At 71.1% G+C, this 19,588-nt stretch carries 17 protein-coding genes; 3 read left to right on the forward strand and 14 right to left on the reverse strand.

Annotated elements, in window-relative coordinates:
- Positions 1 to 35 precede the first annotated feature (35 nt).
- The 5 genes from ACIREE_RS02520 to ACIREE_RS02540 all read right to left on the reverse strand — a co-directional run bounded on the left by ACIREE_RS02520 (position 36) and on the right by ACIREE_RS02540 (position 7,932).
- Complete coding sequence (locus tag ACIREE_RS02520; protein ID WP_404145077.1) at positions 36 to 4,733, reverse strand: putative T7SS-secreted protein; 4,698 nt, start codon at positions 4,731 to 4,733, stop codon at positions 36 to 38.
- A gap of 2 nt (positions 4,734 to 4,735) precedes the next feature.
- Positions 4,736 to 5,389: a hypothetical protein gene (locus ACIREE_RS02525; protein ID WP_404145079.1), complete on the reverse strand. Its 654-nt coding sequence runs from the start codon at positions 5,387 to 5,389 to the stop codon at positions 4,736 to 4,738.
- A complete protein-coding gene (locus ACIREE_RS02530; protein WP_404145081.1) occupies positions 5,386 to 5,982 on the reverse strand; it encodes a hypothetical protein in 597 nt (198 codons plus the stop codon). The genes ACIREE_RS02525 and ACIREE_RS02530 overlap by 4 nt, the downstream gene beginning before the upstream one ends.
- 109 nt (positions 5,983 to 6,091) lie before the next feature.
- On the reverse strand, positions 6,092 to 6,817 hold the full coding sequence (locus ACIREE_RS02535) for a TetR/AcrR family transcriptional regulator (protein WP_404145083.1): 726 nt from the start codon (positions 6,815 to 6,817) through the stop codon (positions 6,092 to 6,094).
- A 176-nt stretch (positions 6,818 to 6,993) separates the two neighbouring features.
- Positions 6,994 to 7,932 (reverse strand): diiron oxygenase, encoded by a 939-nt coding sequence (locus ACIREE_RS02540; RefSeq protein WP_404145085.1) that lies wholly within the window; start codon positions 7,930 to 7,932, stop codon positions 6,994 to 6,996.
- A gap of 147 nt (positions 7,933 to 8,079) precedes the next feature.
- Here ACIREE_RS02540 and ACIREE_RS02545 point away from each other — a divergent pair, with 147 nt between their 5' ends.
- Positions 8,080 to 9,186, forward strand: coding sequence for a ferritin-like domain-containing protein (locus tag ACIREE_RS02545; RefSeq protein ID WP_404145087.1), 1,107 nt, complete (start codon positions 8,080 to 8,082; stop codon positions 9,184 to 9,186).
- On the opposite strand, the gene ACIREE_RS02550 is transcribed toward ACIREE_RS02545, so the two are convergent.
- The 7 genes from ACIREE_RS02550 to ACIREE_RS02580 form a co-directional block, all read right to left on the reverse strand.
- Positions 9,164 to 9,619: a DUF3291 domain-containing protein gene (locus tag ACIREE_RS02550; protein WP_404145089.1), complete on the reverse strand. Its 456-nt coding sequence runs from the start codon at positions 9,617 to 9,619 to the stop codon at positions 9,164 to 9,166. The two genes, ACIREE_RS02545 and ACIREE_RS02550, sit on opposite strands and share 23 nt — an antisense overlap.
- A 72-nt stretch (positions 9,620 to 9,691) precedes the next feature.
- Complete coding sequence (locus ACIREE_RS02555) at positions 9,692 to 11,164, reverse strand: penicillin-binding transpeptidase domain-containing protein (protein WP_404145090.1); 1,473 nt, start codon at positions 11,162 to 11,164, stop codon at positions 9,692 to 9,694.
- A complete protein-coding gene (locus ACIREE_RS02560) occupies positions 11,161 to 12,573 on the reverse strand; it encodes an FtsW/RodA/SpoVE family cell cycle protein (protein WP_404145092.1) in 1,413 nt (470 codons plus the stop codon). The genes ACIREE_RS02555 and ACIREE_RS02560 overlap by 4 nt, the downstream gene beginning before the upstream one ends.
- 40 nt (positions 12,574 to 12,613) lie before the next feature.
- Positions 12,614 to 12,970: an SH3 domain-containing protein gene (locus tag ACIREE_RS02565; RefSeq protein ID WP_404145093.1), complete on the reverse strand. Its 357-nt coding sequence runs from the start codon at positions 12,968 to 12,970 to the stop codon at positions 12,614 to 12,616.
- Positions 12,971 to 13,104: 134 nt separating this feature from the next.
- Positions 13,105 to 14,373 (reverse strand): ATP-binding protein, encoded by a 1,269-nt coding sequence (locus tag ACIREE_RS02570; RefSeq protein WP_404145095.1) that lies wholly within the window; start codon positions 14,371 to 14,373, stop codon positions 13,105 to 13,107.
- The gene (locus ACIREE_RS02575; protein ID WP_404145097.1) at positions 14,370 to 15,125 is read right to left on the reverse strand and encodes a hypothetical protein; all 756 of its coding nucleotides are present in this window, start codon (positions 15,123 to 15,125) and stop codon (positions 14,370 to 14,372) included. Before ACIREE_RS02575 ends, ACIREE_RS02570 begins: the two co-directional genes overlap by 4 nt.
- Positions 15,126 to 15,235: 110 nt before the next feature.
- Positions 15,236 to 15,529 carry a hypothetical protein gene (locus tag ACIREE_RS02580; RefSeq protein ID WP_404145099.1) on the reverse strand — a complete coding sequence of 98 codons (294 nt, stop codon included), beginning with the start codon at positions 15,527 to 15,529 and terminating at the stop codon, positions 15,236 to 15,238.
- A gap of 173 nt (positions 15,530 to 15,702) precedes the next feature.
- On the opposite strand from ACIREE_RS02580, the gene ACIREE_RS02585 reads away from it, so the two are divergent.
- The gene (locus tag ACIREE_RS02585; RefSeq protein ID WP_404145101.1) at positions 15,703 to 16,506 is read left to right on the forward strand and encodes an NERD domain-containing protein; all 804 of its coding nucleotides are present in this window, start codon (positions 15,703 to 15,705) and stop codon (positions 16,504 to 16,506) included.
- 70 nt (positions 16,507 to 16,576) lie between these two features.
- On the opposite strand, the gene ACIREE_RS02590 is transcribed toward ACIREE_RS02585, so the two are convergent.
- A complete protein-coding gene (locus ACIREE_RS02590; RefSeq protein WP_404145103.1) occupies positions 16,577 to 17,500 on the reverse strand; it encodes an ATP-dependent DNA ligase in 924 nt (307 codons plus the stop codon).
- Between the two features lie 8 nt (positions 17,501 to 17,508).
- Positions 17,509 to 18,402 (reverse strand): non-homologous end-joining DNA ligase, encoded by an 894-nt coding sequence (gene ligD, locus ACIREE_RS02595; RefSeq protein WP_404145104.1) that lies wholly within the window; start codon positions 18,400 to 18,402, stop codon positions 17,509 to 17,511.
- A 73-nt stretch (positions 18,403 to 18,475) separates the two neighbouring features.
- Between ligD and ACIREE_RS02600 the strand changes: the two genes are divergently transcribed.
- On the forward strand, positions 18,476 to 19,528 hold the full coding sequence (locus tag ACIREE_RS02600) for a Ku protein (protein WP_404145105.1): 1,053 nt from the start codon (positions 18,476 to 18,478) through the stop codon (positions 19,526 to 19,528).
- Positions 19,529 to 19,588 lie beyond the last annotated feature (60 nt).

Here is a 19,588-nt window from a genome sequence, read left to right on the forward strand (position 1 = left end):
CGTTTTCGTCGGGTCTCGGGTCTCGTCGGCTCGGTTCAGGGATTGAGCCAATAGGTCGCCACACGGTACACAGAGTCGGGTGTCTGGGAGACGCGGTAGCCGATGTCATGACCGCCGATCTTCATGGACCCGTCCATGGGTCCGGTGAACCCCGGCCCGACCTTCGGCACCGTCCCGCCGTTCTTCATGTGGTCGTAGACGGAGTTGACGATCCCCTGCTCGATCTGGTCGGCGGTGAGCCCGGTGGTGCGCAGGTCGTTCACCCCGTTCGGGCCGGTGTGCGGCCGGTCGTACCCGTGCCCCGTGTTGAACTGCCAGCCGTCGTCGCCGACCTGCGCCGTGCGCTTGAGGTCCTTGCCCGCGCCCTTGGACTCGCCGTAGGTGACCTTCTTGTAGTCGGACGGCATCAGGCCCAGCGGGTCACAGACCGTGTGCGGATTCGTGACGTACGCCGACGCGTTCGGGGCGGGGGCGAGGCCGAGCGGGTCGGTGGTGAGGTAGCGGGCGGTCTCCGGGTCGTAGTGGCGGAAGTAGTTGTAGTGCAGGCCCGTCTCGGGGTCGAAGTACTGGCCGGGGAAGCGCAGCGGTGTGTACGTCGTGGCGTCCTTGTTCCACGTCGTGGTGCCCCACAGGGTGGACCGGGTGCGCCAGGCGACCGCGCCGCTCTCGTCGACGAGTTCGCGGGGGGTGCCGACGAGGTCGGTGACGACGGCGAAGAACCGGGAGTCGATCTCCTCCTGCGGGGCGTCCGCGACGCCGAGGCGTTCCGTCTGCGCGACGGGGTGCAGACCCTTGTGGTCCCAGGTGACGGTGACCGGGCCCGGCAGCTCTGCCGCGTACGTCGTCTGCTCGCACAGCGTCGTGTCGTCCCAGGTGAACGTGGTGCGCTGGGCGACCGTCGTGCCGTCCGCCGCCATCCGTAGCTTCGCCGTACGGCGCCCTTTCACGTCGTACGTGTACCGCCACACCGTCCCGTCGGGTGTGGTGACCCGGGCCAGCCGGTCCTCGGCGTCCCACTCGTAGCGCCAGGTGTCCGGCTTGCGGGACAAGCGCGTCTTCTGCCGGAGCGTGACCCGGCCGAGCGCGTCGTGCTCGTAGCGGACGGCTCCGGCCCGGGTGAGGCCGGTGCCCGTGTAGTCGCGCTCACCGGTGGCCTCATGACCGGGATGGGAGGCGGGCCAGGAGGCCGTGGTCTGGTTGCCCGCCGCGTCGTAGGCGTACGTCTCCGTCCAGTGGGTGGCACGGACTGCGGTGACGCGGCCCCCCGGGTCCAGGTCGAAGGTGCGCGGCCCGTCGAGGTGGTCGTCCAGGGCCGCGAGGTGGCCGTCCGCGCGGTAGGTGTAGGCGCGGCGCTGCACCGTGCCGCCGTCCGGGCCCGTCGCGGACTGCGCGAGGAGCCGGCCCAGCGGGTCGTAGGCGTTCTCCAGGGTGAGGAAGTCGCCGATTCCGCAGGTGAGTTCACGTCCGGCGGCGTCGTAGGTGACGTCGAGCGCGCGCCCGGACACGGTCAGATCCACCGGGCGGCCCGCCGCGTCGTACGACCAGGTGGTGCGCGCTCCCGTCGGCGTGGTCCGCCCGATGCGACGCCCCAGCAGGTCGTACTCGTAGCTCAGTTCGCGGCCGTCGACGGTCTCGGAGCGGACACGGCCGTACTGGTCGCGCAGGATCGTCAGCCGCGTCCCGTCGGGTCCTGCGGACTCGGCGACCTGGTCGGTGAGGTCGTAGGCGTACGTGGTGACCTGGCCGTCGGCGTCCTTGCGGACCGTGCGGCCGAGGGCGTCGTGCTCGAAGGAGGTGGTCCGGCCCAGGGCGTCCGTCCGGGAGGTGAGACGACCCGCGGCGTCGTGGGTGTAGGTGAGGGTGCGACCGTCGAAGTCCGTCTCGGTTCTCAGGCGGCCGGCCGGGTCGTAGGAGTAACTCCAGGTCAGGTCATGGGGGCCGGCGACCTGCGTGAGGCGCAGTTCGCTGTCGTGGGCGAAGGTGTGGCGGACGCCGTCCGGGGTGGTGCGGGCGGTGAGCAGGTCGAAGTGGGTGTACTCGAAGAGGGTGGTGCCGCCGGCCCGGTCGGTGTGGCGCACGCAGTTGCCCTCGCCGTCGTACGCCCAGGCCTCACCGGTGCCGTCGGGTGCGGTGCGGCGGGTCAGGTGCCCCTCGACCGACCATTCCAGGAGGGTGACGAGCCCGGTGGGGTCGGTCAGCCGCACCGGGCGGCCGAAGGCGTCGCGCTCGTAGCGGGTGACGCCGCCGAGCGGGTCCGTGATCTCCACCGGCAGGCCCGCCCGGTCACAGCGCAGGGTGGTGACGTGCCCGAGCGGGTCGGTGACCGCGGTCGGGCGCCCCGCCTCGTCGTAATCGAAGACGGTGGTGGCCCCGGTGGGGCCGGTCGTGGAGGTGCGGTTGCCGCGTGCGTCGTAGGTGTGGTGCGTGACCGTGCCGTCCGCCGCCCTGATGCGCGAGGGCAGGCCGGACTCGGCGTACTCCGCGGTGATCTCACGCCCGTCGGGCCGGGTGATCGCGAGGACGTCGCCCGCCTCGTCGTACCGGTACGACGTGACGTGGCCGAGCGGGTCCGTCCGGGTCAGGACCCGGCCGCGGCGGTCCCGGGTGAAACGGGTGGTGTGGCCGAGGGCGTCGGTCTCCGCCACCACTTGGCCGTCATGGTCGATCAGGTAACGGATGCGGTGGCCCCGCGCATCGGTCGTCGTGGTGACCCGGTACCCGGTGGCCTCGTCCACCTCGTCGTAGGACAGCCGCAGCGTCATGTGCCCGGCGGCGCCGCCCTCGGCGACACAGCGGTCCCGGTCGTCGTACTCGTACGTGTACGAGCGGTCGTTGCTGTCGGTCCACGAGGTGACGCGGCCACGGTCGTCGTAGGTGAAGCGCAACGGCAGACCGGAGGAGTTGACGACCTCGGTGAGGTCACCGGCTTCGGAGTAGCCGTAGCGTTTGATCTCCTGGTCCGTGCCGTCCGGGCCCGCGCCGGCCAGGTGCAGGGCGGTGACCCGGTCGCCGTCGACGGTGACCTCGATGCGGTGGCCGCCGGAGGAGACGACGGCGAGCGGGGTGCCCTCGGCGTCGTGCTCGAAGGTGATCCAGTTCCCGTTGCGGTCGTCGATCTGCTCCAGTGCGGCCCGGTCCTCGCCGAGGTCGGCGAAGTGCCAGGTGCGACCGGTGTACGGGTTGGTGACCGTATAGCCGCCGTCGACCCGGTCCAGGGGCCAGTGGCGGCTGCCGTGCGTGGGCAGCGTCGGGACGCCGGGCGCCGGGTGCGGATAGGCCAGGAGCAGTCCGTCCTCGGTGACGAGGATGACGCCCTCGGTGTCGACCTCGAGACGCTGGTCCAGCGTCGACGTCCAGGACGGTCCGAACCAGCGGCCGAGCCGGGAGCCCGACTCCACCCGGCGGCGGAACACCAGCGGCAGTGTGCCCGGCAGCTCGATGTCGGTCTCCGGCAGGTACATCTTGCCGGTGACCAGGTCGATCGGGTCGCTGGGGTCGTGCTCGTACTTCTCGCGCGAGGGCTCGGTACGGCCGTGCGGCTCCTTCTGGACCGCCTTGCGCGCCCCGTTCTCCAGTCCTTCCTTGGCGCCGGTCTTGAGGCCCATGCGCAGTCCGCTGCGGGCGAGTCCTGCGCCTTTGGTGCCGATGAGTTCGGGGATGAGGCGGCCGACGAATTCGGAGGGGTCTTTCGTGAAGCCGTCGACGGCGGCGGTGACGATGCGTTCGGGGTGGGCGGCGGTGGAGACGAGGCCGGAGAGCGTCATGGAGACGTTCTGCAGGTACGCCGCCGGGTGGGTGAGGTTGTAGGGGTCGGTGGGGTTGAGGCCGCGGGCGAAGTTGACCAGCCCGGCCGTGCCCTTGAGGACGCCGCCGACGACGTGGGTGAGTTCGGTGTTGTAGGCCTTGTAGCCGTCGACGACCGTGTTGCCGAGCCGGTCCAGCGGCGGGGGTTCGGCGGGGGCGTGCGCGAGAGCGGCCTTGACCTTGCCCTGGGCGTCGGAGGCGGCGGTGTTGCGCTGTTTGCGGGCCTCGGCGAGGGTCTCGTGCGCCTTCTTGATGTCGGCCGTGCCCGGGTCCTGGAACGGTTCGGGCTTCGGGCCGGGGTCCTCGTTCGCCTTGATCTTGCCGTTGTAGGCGTCGACCTTCTTGTTGTAGGCGGTGACCGCCTCCTCGGAGGTCTTCTTGCCCTTCTTGTAGAGCTCGACGGCCTCCTTGGCCTTGCCCTGCGCCCACTTGACGGTGTCGGCGTACGCCTCCAGCGCACCGGCCGCCGTCTCGCAGGCGTCGGAGGCCTCGGCCCACTTGGTGGGATGCACCCCGAACTTCTTGCGGAAGGCGTCCCCGCCCTCGCCCGCCCAGCCGGAGGAGTCGACCTTGCGCATGCCGGCGGCGACGTGGTCGAAGGCGGTGTGGAAGTCCTTGAGGTGCTTGCCGGACTCGCGGATCTTGTCGGGGTTGCCGTGGACGAGCTCGTTGGCCTCCTCGGTCTGGCCGAGCTGCTGCTCGCCGGGGGTGGCGCCGAGGTCGGAGGCGACCTCATCACCCCAGTCCTCCACCGCGTCGGCGGCGTCGTGCAGGCCGACCTTGTCCAGGCCCTCGCCGACCTTGTCGGTGCCCCAGTCGACGCCCTCGCCGACGAGTTTCTTGCCCGCGTCGATACCGTCCTCGAGCTTGCCGAGGCCGTCGTTGATCCCGTCCTTGAGGCCGTTGCCGATGTCTCCGAGCAGACCCACGGCTATTCGCCCCCGCCCTGTTGCTGTTCGGCGGCCTTGGCGCGGGCCTCGGGGGAGGGGCCGAAGGTGTCGTCGAGCATCTGGTTGTACTCGGCGTCGGACATTCCGGCCGCGCCGTGCAGGTTCTCGGGGTTGAGACCCAGCGGGCCGACCGTGTGCGAGGTCATGACGTCGCGGCCGGCGTCCTTCCAGCCCTGACCGCTGTTGGCCAACGCCTGGTCGAAGGACTCCTTGCTGTAGTCGGGGCCGGAGAGCACGCCGGAGGTGGCGATGTCGCCCCAGCCCTGCTTGGTGACGTCCTCCTCGGAGGCGTAGGGGTTGCCGATCGCGGAGTTGGTGATGACCTTGAGGGAGCCTTCGACGTACTGCTCGGTCTCGTAGTAAGTACCCGCCGACAGGCCGGTCTTGGCCGCGAACGCGTTGCCCTCGTTGACCAGCGACCGCACGCCCCACTCCCAGCGCTCACAGAAGGACTTGAAGTCGCCGGTCAGGCCTTCGTGGCCGAGTTCCAGGCCGGACAGGGCGATGTCACCGAAGCCGCGGCCGGCTCCGGCCTCGCCGACCATGCCGAGTTCCTTCAGTTCCGCCAGTGCCTCGGTCAGCCCCTTGGCGACCAGATCCAGGCCGGCGGCTCCGAGGTCCTTGCCGCCGGTCACGCGATCCCCTCCTCGTGGTCCACGGCCGCCTCGTCCGGCACGATGCCCATCACCGGCGGGAACACCATCCCGTCGGGCCCGTCCGCGCAGTCCAGAGCCACCCCGCAGGGCACCCCGGCCGCGGGCACCGCGACATCGAGCAGCTTCGCGCCCAGAACCCTGCGATACGTCCACTCGCGACTGAACTCGCCCCGTGCCTGCGCATAGCGGGCCAGCGCCTGCTCGTCGGAGAACGCGAGAATGAACCGGATCCCGTTGAGATCGGCCGTCAGCATGCTGTGTTCGCCGTCGCCGTGCGGCTCCTCGCCCAGCGGCACCAGCACCGCCGTGCGCCGGAACTCCCCGAGCAACTCGGCGAACGCCCGCTTGCGCGCGGCTGCTTCGGGATCCTCGGCCACCGGTTCCGGCGGGACAGGCTCAGTGTCGCGAACGTCCGGCTGCGGCTCCGGCTGCGGCTCCGGCTCCTGCTCCTGCTCCGGCGAAGGCGTCGCCGGTGGATCGGCAGCTGCCGCCGTGCTCATCTCCGCGTACTCAGAGAGCCGCGACCTCGGAATCTGCTGCGGCTCGCCCGCCGCACCCCCGTGCTCAGACATACCGCCCATTATCACGACCACACTCTGCTCACGGCAATGGCGCGGCCGTCACACCCGTGTCACAGGTCTCCGGAGCTCCGCGACGGCAGCGGCCCGCGCGCGGCGCCCGTCACAGCAGATGCGCCGCGTCGCTCACCACCGGCAGCACCCGCCGGGCCAGTTCGCCGACGGGTCCTTCGGAGGTTTCCAGGGAGAGGGCGTGGCGGACCACGGCCGCGGTCTCCGGGTCGCGGCCCGCCGTCGCCGCCAGGACCGCCATGAACTGGTCGACCAGGCCGTCCCGCAGCTCGTCCAGCGGCGGCTGCTTCTCCTCGTCGAGCCAGATGAGGGAGGCCGCCTCCACCGCGGTGATCCACATGCGGACGGTCATCCGCAGCCGCGGGCCGGGGGCCGTCACGGACAGGTGGCTGAGGATGTGGTCGGCCGCCGCCCGGCGCACTCCGTCGACGATCGCCGTCGTACGTGAGGTCTCCACGACACTGCCGCCCTGGAGCAGCGCGGCGAAGCCCATGTCGTGCTGGTCGACGAAGGCCAGGTAGCGGTCGAGCGCCCGGGCGAGACGGGTCGTGAGGGCGCCGTCCGGCGGCTCGGCGAAGCACTGTTCCAGCACGTCGGCGGCGGACCGGAGCGCGGCTTCGTACAACTGCTGCTTGCCGCCGGGGAAGTAGCGGTAGACGAGGGGCCGGGAGACTCCGGCCGCCTCCGCCACATCGTCGAGGGAGACCTCCTCCGGCGCCCGGTGCGCGAACAGCGACAGCGCCGCTTCGAGCAGCTGCGCACGCCGCTCCTCGACGCTGAGCCTTCGATAGGCGGGCGTACCGGTTGCCGACGTCATGCCCGAGAGCGTATCCGGCCGGGGCCGTGCGCCGTCAGGCGAAAGCGGGGCGGACAGTGGACCGCCGCGCCCCGCCTCAGCGGGTCCGGGCGACGCGCCAACGGCTCTCCGCGACGTACTGCTCCAGTGCTGCACGATCCTCCCCCCAGTCGTCGCCCAGGTCCGCCGGTGTGCCGTCAGGCCAGCAACCCCGACGACTTCCACAGCCGCCGTCCCGCGCCGCGCAGTACCCCGATGTCGTCCAGGAAGTCCGTGAGCCGCTTCGCGCCGGTCTGCATGATCTCGCGGCGGTGGCCGCTCGCCTTGACCTGGGCCACGGCCTCCCTCTTGTCGAGGCCGACGTTCGGGTAGACCTCGGGGTTGATGAAGGCCTCCGAGAAGACGCGGGCGAACTCGCCCGACGTGAGGCGCGTGAACTCCTGCGACCAGCGCGGCGCCGTCACCATCTGGCGCCGCAACTCCTCACGCGCGTACCGGACATGGCGGGCCTCCTCGACCACGTGGATGCGGGTCACGCCGCGGACGAGGGTCTGGACGCGCTCGTCCGGGAAGGTGAGGCGCTGCATCCAGTCGAGGATCTCCTCGCCGAGCAGCGTCGCCGTGAACGACCCGGGGGTGGTGGAGATCGTCTTGAAGAGCCGCCCCAGATTGTGGTGGGCGGGGGAGACCGGATAGTGCGGGGTCTCGCCGCGGGTGATGAGCCGCGCGAACATCTTCGAGTGCCGGCACTCGTCCTCGATCTCGGTGAGGGCGTACCGGACGTGCGCGCTCGTCGCCGCCTTGTCGTAGACGTGCCGGACGAGCAGCTGCATCAGGATCAGTTCGAACCAGATGCCGAGCGAGGCCAGCGCCGCGGCCTCGTGCCGGGACAGATCGATCCGCTGCTCCTCGCTCATCCGCTTCCACAGCGGGGTGCCGTACAGCGACACGAGCTCCGGCGGCCAGAACCACTTGCCGTCCTCGAAGGGGGCTTCCCAGTCCAGCTCCTTGTCCGGATCGAAGGAGTGCTTGGCGGAGGAGTCGAGCAGCCGCTCGGCCACCTGCTCCCGGTCCTTGAGCAGACCGAGCGCGTCACGCAGCCCTTCCACCGCGTCGGCTTCCGTCATGGTCGTCATCGCTGACTCCCCATCCCTGTTGGTCGTTAGGAGTTACCGGCAGTCACAACTGTGCTCACGTCTTATGAGACTGCGCGTCAGCAAGGGCGTCAATCCCTTGCGCACGACTTGTTGACCCCACGTCTACCAACGTGTGAGCCTGCCGGTATGTCGACGCATGAGCTGTACACCAGGGCCCCGGGCGAGCCCAACTGGCAGATACCGTCGGCCAGTTCGGCTCGCTTCAGCTGGGAATACGACGACGGGCGCGACCGGCTGCTCGCCCTCTACCAAAAGGGCAAGGACAAGCAGTGGGACGGCGCCAAACGCATCGACTGGGAGCTGGAGGTCGATCCGTACGACCCCCTCGGCACCCCGGACGAGGCGATGTCCCTGTACGGCACGCCCCACTGGGCGAAGATGACGGAGAAGGACAAGGGCGAGCTGCGCAGGCAGTACACCTCCTGGCAGTTCAGCCAGTTCCTGCACGGGGAGCAGGGCGCGATGGTGTGCGCGGCGCGCATCGTCGAGTCCGTCCCCGACCTCGACGCCAAGCTGTACTCGGCGACGCAGACCATGGACGAGGCGCGGCACGCGGAGATCTACGGCCGCTTCCTCCACGAGAAGATCGGGATGCTCTACCCGATCAACGACAATCTGCAGGCCCTGCTCGGTGACACGCTCCGCGACTCCCGCTGGGACATGCCCTACCTCGGCATGCAGGTCCTCATCGAGGGGCTCGCGCTCGCCGCGTTCGGCATGATCCGCGACACCACCGACAAGCCGCTGCCCAAGCAGATCCTCGCCTACGTGATGCAGGACGAGGCCCGCCATGTCGCCTTCGGGCGGATGGCCCTGCGCGACTACTACAAGCAGCTCACCGACGCCGAACTGCGTGAGCGCGAGGAATTCGTCATCGAGGGCTGCTACCTGATGCGCGACCGGCTGCGCGGCGTCGAGGTCCTGGAGGACTTCGGCATCCCGAAGGCGCAGGCCGACGAGTACACCGAACAGTCCGAATTCCTCGCCCTGTTCCGCAAGTTGCTGTTCTCGCGGATCGTGCCCTGCGTCAAGGACATCGGCCTGTGGGGCAAGCGGCTGCAACAGGCCTACGTCGACATGGGCGTCTTCGACATGGGCGACTCCAACCTCGACCTGCTGATGACCCAGGACGAGGAGATCGCCGAGAAGCTCGACGCCGAACGCTTCGCGGCGGAGGAGTACGAGCGGGTCGCGGAGGTGGAGGCGGCGATCAGCGCGGGCGCGGAGGACTGAACGACGTGCGGAGGGTGAAGGCGTACGGGGTCGGGCCGTTCTCGCGCAGGTGCGTGAGGCGGTCCTCGGCCTCCCCGACAGTGGGGTGGTGCCCGGCCGGTACCCACCACAGCGTCGTCACCGCCTCACTCAGCCGCTCGAAGAACTCCCGTCTACGGGCGAGGAGTTCGCGATGTATGCCCTGGTACATGAAGGCCTTCAGCGCGTCGGTGTCGCGCCAGACGGACATGTTCACCAGCAGCCATTCGTCGCCGTAGATCCGGAGATCGGTCGCGTCGCCCGAGTCGCCCTGCAGCCGCCAGAGAAATCCGTCGGAGGCGTCGGCCACGGCGTTGACCGGCTCCAGGTTGTTCGTGAAGTCCTTCATCTCGGGGGTGTCGAGCGGGGCCTTGAGTCGGCCGATGTTCACCTGTGCGAGCTCGTACATGGTCATGGCCGCGACGGTAGATCGCCGCGCGCACCCCGCACAGGGCCATTTCGGCATGTGGGAGCAGGACCACTTGCCCTACTGGTCACGGGAGTTGAGCACGGCCTCCATCACCGACCGGGCGATCGGCGCCGCGCTGCCGCCGCCGCTGATGTCCGAACGGTCCGCCGACGCGTCCTCCACGACCACGGCCACCGCCACCTGCGGCGAGGACGCGTCGTCGGCCTGGGCGTAGGAGAGGAACCAGGCGTACGGGACGCCCTCGTTGTTCACGCCGTTCTGCGCGGTGCCCGTCTTGCCGCCCACCGTCGCCCCGCCGATCCGCGCGTTCGTCCCCGTGCCCTTGGTCACGACGTCGACCATCATCTGCTGCAACTGGCTCGCGGTGTACGCCGACATGACCTGCTTGTAGGTCTTGCCGCCGGTGGTGGACACCGGGTCGCCGTCACTGGCCGTCGTCCTCTCCACCAGGTGCGGGGACATCAGGGTCCCGCCGTTGGCCACGGCCGCCGAGACCATCGCCATCTGCAACGGCGTGGCCGCGGTGTCGTACTGGCCGATGGAGGAGAGAGCCAGCTGCGACTTGTTCATGTCGGTGTCGAAGTTCGACTTGGCGGCGGTCATCGGGACCTTGATGCCGGTGTCGTTGAAGCCGAAGTTCTGCGCCGTTCTCACCATGCCCGAGAGGCCCACCCGCACCCCGAGGTTGGCGAAGACGGTGTTGCAGGAGACCCGGAGCGCGTACTCCAGCGTCGCGTTCTTGCAGGCGTCGGAGGCGGACTCGTTGGTCAGCTGCGTGGTGGTGCCGGGCAGGGTGTACGGGTCGGGCGTGTCGGTCGCCGTGGAGATGCCGTCGACGACGTCGTTCTCCAGCACGGCCGCGGCCGTGACCACCTTGAACGTCGAACCCGGCGGATACGTCTGCCGGATCGCCCGGTTGAGCATCGGCTGGTCGGGGTCGGCGTTCAGCCGCGACCACGCGTCCGTCGTCGCCGAACCGGTGCCCGCGATGTCCCCGGGGTCGTACGACGGCGTGGAGACGAGCGCCAGGATCTTTCCCGTCGACGGGTCGAGCGCCGCGACCGCGCCCTTCTTGCCGCCGAGCCCGGCGTACGCGGCCTGCTGCGCGGCCGCGTTGATGGTGGTCTCCGCGTTGCCCCCGGGCTCCTGCGTGCGCGAGATCTCGTGCCAGAAGGGGATCGGGGAGAGCATCGGATCGGTCCCGGAGAGGATGTCGTCCTCGGCGCTCTCGACGAACGTCGTGCCGTACGTCTGCGAGGCGTACCCGGTGACGGGGGAGTAGAGCGGGCCGTTCTTGTACGTGCGCTCGTAGCGCAGCGACTGGCCGCTGTCCTTCGAACCGGTGACGGTCCTGCCCTGCACGAGGATGTCGCCGCGCGGCTGGCCGTACCGCTGGATCGTGGAGCGGCGGTTGGCCGAGTTGTCGTCGAGGGAGCCCGCCTGGAAGACCTGGACGCGGGCCGCGTTGACGAGCAGCGCGACCAGCAGGACCAGGCAGAAGACCGACGCGCGGCGGATGTACTTGGTCACTTGGCTGCCTCCGCCTTGTCCGCGGCGTTCATGGGAGTGTCGGGCAGCAGCGCGCTGCGCGCCCGGTCGCTGACCCGGACGAGGATCGCGACGATGACCCAGTTGGTCACGAGGGACGAGCCGCCCTGCGCGAGGAACGGCATCGCCATGCCGGTCAGCGGGATGAGCCCCATCACGCCCCCCGCGATGACGAAGACCTGCAGCGCGATGATGGAGGCGAGACCGATGGACAGGAGCCGGCCGAACGGGTCGCGCAGCGCGAGGCCCGCCCGGTAGCCGCGCTCCACGAGGAGGGCGTAGAGCAGGAAGATCGCGGTCAGCCCCACCAGGCCGAGCTCCTCGCCCGCCGTCGCCAGGATGAAGTCGGACTTGGCGGCGAAACCGATGAGGATCGAGTGGCCGAGCCCGAGCCCGGTGCCGAGCATCCCGCCCGCCGCGAACGCGAAGAGGGACTGGGCGAGTTGGGTCGCTCCGTCGCCCGCGTCGATGGTGGCGAAGGGGTGCAGCCAGTCCTCTACGCGGCTGTGCACATGCGGCTCGAAGGACGCCACGACGAACGCGCCCGCCGCGGCGAGCAGGAGCCCGATCGCGATCCAGCTCCCGCGCCCCGTCGCGACGTAGAGCATCACGATGAACAGGCCGAAGAAGAGCAGCGAGGTACCGAGGTCGGTCTCCAGGACCAGGACGCCGACGCTGATCAGCCAGATCGCGAGGATCGGGGCGAACACCCGCATCGTGGGCAGCTGCAGCCGCCAGATCTTCTTGCCGGTGTACTTCAGGGCGTTGCGGTTGGCCGCGAGGTAGCTGGCGAAGAAGATCGCGAGCAGGATCTTGGCGAACTCGCCGGGCTGGATGGAGAATCCGCCGATCCGGATCCAGATCCGGGCGCCGTTCACGGCCGGGAAGAAGATCGGCAGGATCATCAGGATCAGGGCCGCGACGACACTGAGGTACGCGTACCGCTGGAGCACCCGGTGATCACGCAGGAAGACCACGAACACGATGAACAGGCCGATGCCGAGCGTCGACCAGATCAGCTGGGTGGGGGCCGCCTCGTCGCTCGGGGTCTCCAGGTCGAGGCGGTAGATCAGGACCAGACCGAGGCCGTTGAGCAGCACCGCGATGGGCAGCAGCAGCGGGTCCGCGTACGGGGCACGGAAGCGGACCGCAAGGTGGGCGAGGAGCGCGAGCACGCCGAGCCCGGCGCCGTATCCGGCGGCGCCGGGCGGGACGGAACCATTCTTCGCGAGCCCGACGTCGCAGTAGCCGTAGACGCTGAGCAGGACGGCCAGGACGATCAGGGCGAGCTCGGTCCCCCGGCGCCGGGGGACGCGTACGGCGGGCACTGAGGACGGCGCTGACGGCGCTGACGGCGCTGTTTTTCCTGCCGAGCCCGTTGAACCGGTCATGGCGGGAACGTAGCAAGCCCGCCCGCGATATCCGCTTATGTCAGCACCAGCGGGGCGCGGCGCCGATGTTGTCGATGTACTTCGCCGAACCCCAGGCCCAGGTGCCGTCCGTGAGCAGGTACCAGAGGCGGTTGCCGGCCACATCGCCGCCGCTCGTCTTGCAGAAGATCGTGACGACCGCCTTGTACGGCACGCTGCGGATGACGCGGCTGCCGCGGGTCGGGTTGTCGCGCAGCAGCAGCCCGGACTTCGCGACGACGCGGCCCTTGTAGACCGGCGGGCGGCTGCCCGCGTCGCTCGCGGAACCGTCGGCGAGGGCGGGGGACGCGGCGGCGGTCAGCGTCGCGAGGGCGGCGACGGCTATGCCGAGACGGGTGGTGGCGGACCGTGCGGTCACGAGGGCCTCCTGGGGGAGCGGAGCGTGGGACAGGGCCCGTAGGCAGAGCCCTGCCTCTCACCTAATGCGCCGCGCGGGGGATGCGCACGGCGGCGGGCGCCGCCAGGGTGACCCGGACCGGGTTCGAAGGGGCCCTAGACAGGCTCCTCGTAGGGCAGGGTCAGCGTCGCCAGCGCGCCGCCGTCCGGCGCGTTCGCGAACAGCAGGCGCGCGCCCAGGATCTCGGCCTGCCCCAGCGCGATGGTCAGGCCGAGGCCGTGGCCCTTCGTGCCGCCCTCCGTACGGAAGCGCTGCGGCCCGTGCTCCACCAGGTAGGCGGGGTAGCCCTCGCCGTGGTCCCGGACCGTGATCACCGGGCCGTCCACCGTCAGCTCGACGGGCGGACCGCCGTGCCGGTGCGCGTTCGCCACGAGGTTGCCGAGGACACGCTCCAGGCGGCGCCGGTCCGTCACCACGCACACGTCACGGGCCACGACGACCTCCGTGACGGCGCCCGTGCCGGTGCCGGACGCGCGCACCACCCGCTCGGCCACCGGGGCGAGCCAGGTCGCGTCGAGATCGACGCGCTCGCTGCGCGCGTCGAGCCGGGAGATCTCGAGGAGGTCCTCGGTGAGCGTGCGCAGCGCCGCCACCCTGTCGCGCACCAGCTCGGTCGGCCGGCCCGGCGGCAGCAGCTCCGCCGCGGCGTGCAGTCCGGTCAGCGGCGTACGCAGCTCATGGGCGACATCGGCGGTGAACCGCTGCTCGGTCAGGATCCGGGCCTGCAAGGAGGACGCCATGCTGTCGAGGGCGCCGGCCACCGAGGCGACCTCGTCCTGGTGCCGGGCCGGATCCCGGGTCCGCGGATCGCCGACCCGCGCGTCGAGGTCGCCCGCGCTGATCTTGCGGGCCACCCGGGCCGTCGTGTGCAGCCGCCGTGTCACCCGGGTCACCGCGAACGCGCCGACCAGCAGCGTCGCCCCGATGGCCAGCACGGACGAACCCAGGATCGCCTGGTCGAGGCCGTCGATGGTGCGGGCGCCCTGCGAATAGTCGATCTCCACGCCCAGCGCCTTGCCGCCCGCCGCCGGGCCCGCCGCCCACATCGTCGGATGCGTGTGGTGGCTGCCGACCATCGTGCCGCGCTGCCCGCTCACCGCGAGGTCGCGCAGCGAGGCGGGCAGCCCCGGCGGATCGAGAGAGGCGCCCGGGCCGAGCCGCCCGCCGACCCGGAACGCGTCGGTCGCCTCGTCGAGCCGGCTCAGCGCCCGCTCGCGGGCCTCGCGCACCGTCTGATCGGTGACCGAGACGTGCACGAGGATGCCGAGCAGCGCGGCGAGCGCACAGCAGATCACCGCGAGGAACGCGGCCGCCTTCCAGGTCAGCGACGCGGTCCAGGAGGGCAACCGCGGCCGACGCGTCATGACGCGCTCGGGGAAGCCGAGGGGGAGGCGGAGGGAGTGGCCGGGGGAGTGGCCGGCGCGGGGGACGACGCCTCCGCGGACGGGGTCTCCGGTACGGGCGTCGTGGGCGGACCCGTGCGCACGATCTCGTCGCGCGTCGGCAGCATCGCCCGCTGGTGACTGTCGTACGACCACGAGGTCCGGTACTCGTAACCGGACAGATCGGCGACCGCGCGCACCACCACGCTGCGGTCGGACAACTGGACGCTGATCACCGCGTCCTCGTCGTTCATGATCTGCGTCAGCTTGCCGTCCGCGAACATGTAGACACGCACCACGAGCTGTCCCTTCGGCGCGCGCACGCCGACGACCATGTCGTCCTTGCCGTTGCCCGTCAGATCCGAGTAATAGGCGTGCAGCACCGGGCAGTTCGGCCCTCTGGGGCCCGGGTCGCCACAGTCGCCAAGCCCCTTCTTCACTTCCTTGTACGTGTCCGGGTCCGAGGCGGCCTGGGCCCGGATCACGGCCACCGGGTCGACCTTGCGCAGGTCGCCGCCGGGCACGGCGATGCCCTTGACCACCTGGGTCTCGCCCGCCCCGTAGTCGTCGGCGGGCGCGGACGCGGGGGTCAGCGACGGCCACAGGTGGCGCGGCCCCACCGCCGTCGGGGTCGGACCCGCGCCTTCGAGGCCGCCGCTGTCCCCGCAGCCCGCGAGGGCCAGGGCGGCGGCGGGCACCGCGAGAGCCGAAACACCGAGGCGCCTGGGCGTCACTGCACTCCTGCCTGTCGGCCGCTCGCGTCGGGGCCGGGCGAGGTCGGCGTAGAGAATGATGCTGTCGCTGCGTACACCTTATTGGCGGGGAAGTCCTTTTTATCGGGGGGTTACGCGTCGGCGCGGCCCCGGCGGACCGTGGAGTACACCAGGCCCGCGGCGCCGGCGGCGGCCATCGCACCGCCCGCCACCAGGAAGTACGGATTGGCCGTGGCGTCGTCCCCGGCATCGTCCGGAGCCTGGGCCGTGGGCCGCTCCCGCGGGGCCGACGGCGCGGAGACCCCGACCGTCGTGACCTCATGGGCGTGGACCGCAGGATCCGCGGACGCGGCGGTGGGAACCAGCACCGCGCCGCCGAGAGCGGCGGTGATGACGGCGCTGCGGAGGAGGGCGGGGCGGCGCATGAGGGCTCCGATCGCTTTCAGGGTGCTTGGTCCAGGTGTGTCCGGTGCGGCTCCCTCACCGTAAAAGCCGGCCATCACGGCGATTCGGCAGCTGTGTAACAGCGGGCCGACGCTCTGCGGCCTTCTTGCCCTGCGGCGGGCTTGCTGCTCCCATGGTCAGGGGGTGATGGGGCATGAACGGACTGCGCGTCGTACCGACCTGGCAGCACGGTCAGGAGCGGCTCTACGTCTACGGGGAGGATGGCCGGAACCTCGCCTGGTACGACCGGGAGGCGGGCCGGATCAGCCTGCTCACCGAGTCGCGGCGGGAGGCCGTGCTCGCCGTGCTCGGCCCGTTCGTCACCGGGCACGTCACCGTCGGGCCGCCCCCGGTGCCCACGCCCGCCGAGCTGGCCAGGCTCGGCCTCCACCCCGACGACGACCTCGCGCCGAACCGTCCCGGCGAAGCCCTCGTCATCGCCCTCGACCGGGACCCGACGCCGCAGCGCAGGCTGCGCAGCGATCCGCGGCGCCGGGCGCTGGCCGCGCAGCAGCTGGTCGGCGAGGCGCTCGACGGGCTCGAAGGGGCCGGCTGGCGGGTCCTGCACTCGGTGCCGCTGCCCGGCGGGGCGTGCGTCCACCATCTGCTGATCGGGCCCGGGGGCCTGTTCGCGCTGCACGTGCTGCCGGCGCACCGGCAGCGGGTGCGGGTGAGCGACCCGGTGGTCACGGCGGGGCGGGGCGAGCCGCAGCCGTTGCTGCGCCGGGTGCGGGCCGACGCGTCGCGGGCCTCGTTCGCGCTGACGGCCGAGGTGCGGGCAGGTCTTGTCCTCGTCCAGCCGGCCGCGCTGGACGTTCTGGCGCCGCCCCGGGACGTGCACCTGCTGACGGACTCGGAGTTGGCCGGGCTCGCCAGGTCAGGGGGGGTGCTGAAGCCGGCGGACGTGGAAGGTCTCCATGCGATGGCCCGGGACCGGGGGACATGGGCGCGGGTCTGAGGTCCTGATCGGTTATTGGCTCAGCGGTCCTGATCGGTTATTGGCTCAGCGGTCCTGATCGGTTGTCGGCTCAGCGGAATCTGACCGGCTCCGCGGAGAAGGCGCCGTGGCGGGTGGTGCGCTGCCGGATCTCCAGGGTCACCTGGGGCTCGGGCGGCAGGAGTTGATACGTGACGTCGCCGATGCCCACCGCCGTCACCACCGCCTCTTCGCCCGTCGCGGGCGGCAGCAGGACCGCCGCGTCCGCGCGCAGAGCGGCCGGCAGCGGGGTCGTCAGGATCGGGGTGCCGTCGCCGGGGAGCGCGATGACCAGGGCGCGCGGCGCTGTCGGCGGGCCCGTGAAGCCCACGGCCAGCGCGTCCCGGGTGTCGCTGTGCCGCAGCTTGCGCCAGATGCGGCGGCCGCCGCGGTACGGGCCGTCGAGGCGTTTCGCGACCAGGCCCTCGACACCGGTCGCGGGCAGCATCTCGTACCAGGTCAGGGCCGTCTCCCGGTCGGTCGTCGACGGGACGGGCTGCAAGGGTGGGCCCAGCGGCGTCAGGAGGCGGACCAGGCGGGCGCGGCGCTCGGCGTACGGCAGGGCGCGCAGGTCGATGCCGTTCTCGGCCAGCAGATCGAAGGCCGCGTACGAGGCGGGCAGCTCGTGCGCCAGGGCGCGGGCCCGGGCCGGCGACGCGGCGGCGGCCCGGCGCTGCACCGCCGCGAAGTCGGTGCGCCCTTCGTGCCAGACGACGACCTCACCGTCGAGCACGGTCCCGGCGGGCAGCGCTCGCGCGGCGGCGACGAGATCGGGGAACGCCCGCGCCACCTGCCGCCCCGACCGGGCTTGGAGCAGCACGTCGCCGTCGTGGCCGCTCTGGCTGTCCCGGCCGTCGTCCCGAAAGTGGAAGACGACCATCCGGTGCCCGTCGAACTTCGGCTCGAAGGCCCAGCCGTCCCCCGGCGGCAGCGCCTCCACGGACTCGGCCAGGGCCACCTGCAACGGAGGCCGCACGGCGGTCCTCACGACGGCAGCCGCCCGGCCCGGTCGCGGTCGATCAGCGGGCCGAGCAGATCCCCGTGCCGCTGGAGCCGGGGCGCGATGTCGTCGGCCAGAAACACCAGGTCACGGGCGTCTCCATGGGCCCTGCAGGCCTCGACCTCGTCCCACGTCACCGGCGTCGACACGGTCGGCTCGGGGCGGGCGCGCAGCGTGTAGGGGGCGGCCGTCGTCTTCGCGGCGGAGTTCTGGCTGTGGTCGACGAACACCTTGCCGGGGCGCAGGCTGCGCTTCATCAGGTGCACCACCAGGTGCGGCAGGTCCGCCTCGGCCTCCCGCGCGAGCGCCTTCGCGTAGGCGCTGACCTGCTCGGACGGGGCCGGAATGAGCGGGACGAGCAGGTGCAGGCCCTTTGACCCGGACGTCTTCGCGAAGGAGAGGAGACCGTCGGCCGACAGCCGGTCGCGCAGCCACAGCGCCACCTCGCAGCACTGGACGACGTCGGCCGGATCCCCGGGGTCGAGGTCCAGGACGAGCCGGTCGGCCTGCCCCGGGGCGTCGGCCCGCCACTGCGGGGTGTGGAACTCCGTGACCAGGTTCGCCGCCCACATGAGCGTGGCCAGGTCCTGCACGAGGATCTGCCGGGAGGGGCCATCGGAGCGCGGCACCTCCGCCGTCGTCACCCAGGCGGGGGCGCCCGGTGGCACGTTCTTGGCGAAGAAGCGCTGGCCGTCGGGCCCGTCGGGGAACCGCAGGAAGGAGACCGGGCGGTCGCGGAGGTGCGCGAGCAGGGCGTCCGCCGTCGTCGCGTAGTAGTGCAGCAGCTCGCCCTTGGTGAAGCCGGTGGCCGGGTAGAGCACCTTCTCCAGATTGCTGAGCGGGATCCGCCGCCCCTCCACTTCTGTGATGGGCGTCATACCGTAATACTCTGGCAATCCGCACCAAACCGTAATCTTGTGCAGCTGAACGGGACGAAACCGGAGGTCCATCGTGCGCTCCATCTGGAACGGCGCCCTCTCCTTCGGCCTGGTCAGCATCCCGATCAAGCTGGTCAACGCCACGGAGAACCACGCGATCTCCTTTCGCCAGATCCACCTGGAGGACGGCGGGCGCATCCGCTACCGCAAGGTGTGCGAACTGGAGGACAAGGAGGTACCGGCCGCCGAGATCGGCAAGGGGTACGAGGATGCCGACGGGTCGATCATTCCGATCACGGAGGACGACCTCGCGGCGCTGCCCGTGTCCACGGCCAAGACGATCGAGATCGTCGCGTTCGTCCCGGCGGACCGGGTCGACCCGCTCCAGATGGACACGGCCTACTACCTCGAGGCGAACGGCGTCCCCGCGACCAAGCCCTACACGCTGCTGCGCGAGGCCCTCCGGCGCAGCCAGAAGGTGGCCATCGCCAGGTTCGCGCTGCGCGGCCGGGAGCGGCTCGGGATGCTGCGCGTCGTCGAGGACGTCATCGCGATGCACGGCCTGTTGTGGCCGGACGAGATCCGCGCCCCACAGGACGCCGCGCCCGACACCCGCGTCACGGTGCGCGACGCCGAACTCGACCTGGCGGACGCCCTGATGGACACGCTCGGCGACGCCGACATGGCCGCCCTGCATGACGACTACCGGGCCGCGGTGGAGGAAATGATCGCGGCTAAGGCGTCCGGCGAGGTGTCGCAGGCCCCGGCGTCGTCGAAGACCGGAGAGGGCAAGGTCATCGACCTGATGGCCGCGCTGGAGAGCAGTGTGCGGGCGGCGAAGGAAGCGCGGGGCGGGGCCGGTTCCGGGTCCGGGGACATGGCCGAGGTGACCCACCTCGCGGACCGGCCCCGAAAGAGGGCGGCGCCGAAGGCGAAATCGGCAGCGGCCGCGAAGAAGCCCGCGAAGTCAGCTGCCGCGAAGGGCGGTTCGGCGAAGCGATCCGACTCCGCCACTACAAAGAAGAAGTCCGCGGCGGCGAGGAAGTCGACGTCCGCGACGACCAAGAAGACGACGTCCAGGTCGGCCCAGTCATCCCGGTCGCCCCGCAAGAAGTCGTCGGCCTGAGACGGAGGCGGAGGCGGAGGCGGAGACGGAGACGGAGACGCTGTCAGTGGCGGCCCCTAG

It is taken from the genome of Streptomyces sp. NPDC102467 (assembly GCF_044765445.1).
GTDB lineage: Bacteria > Actinomycetota > Actinomycetes > Streptomycetales > Streptomycetaceae > Streptomyces.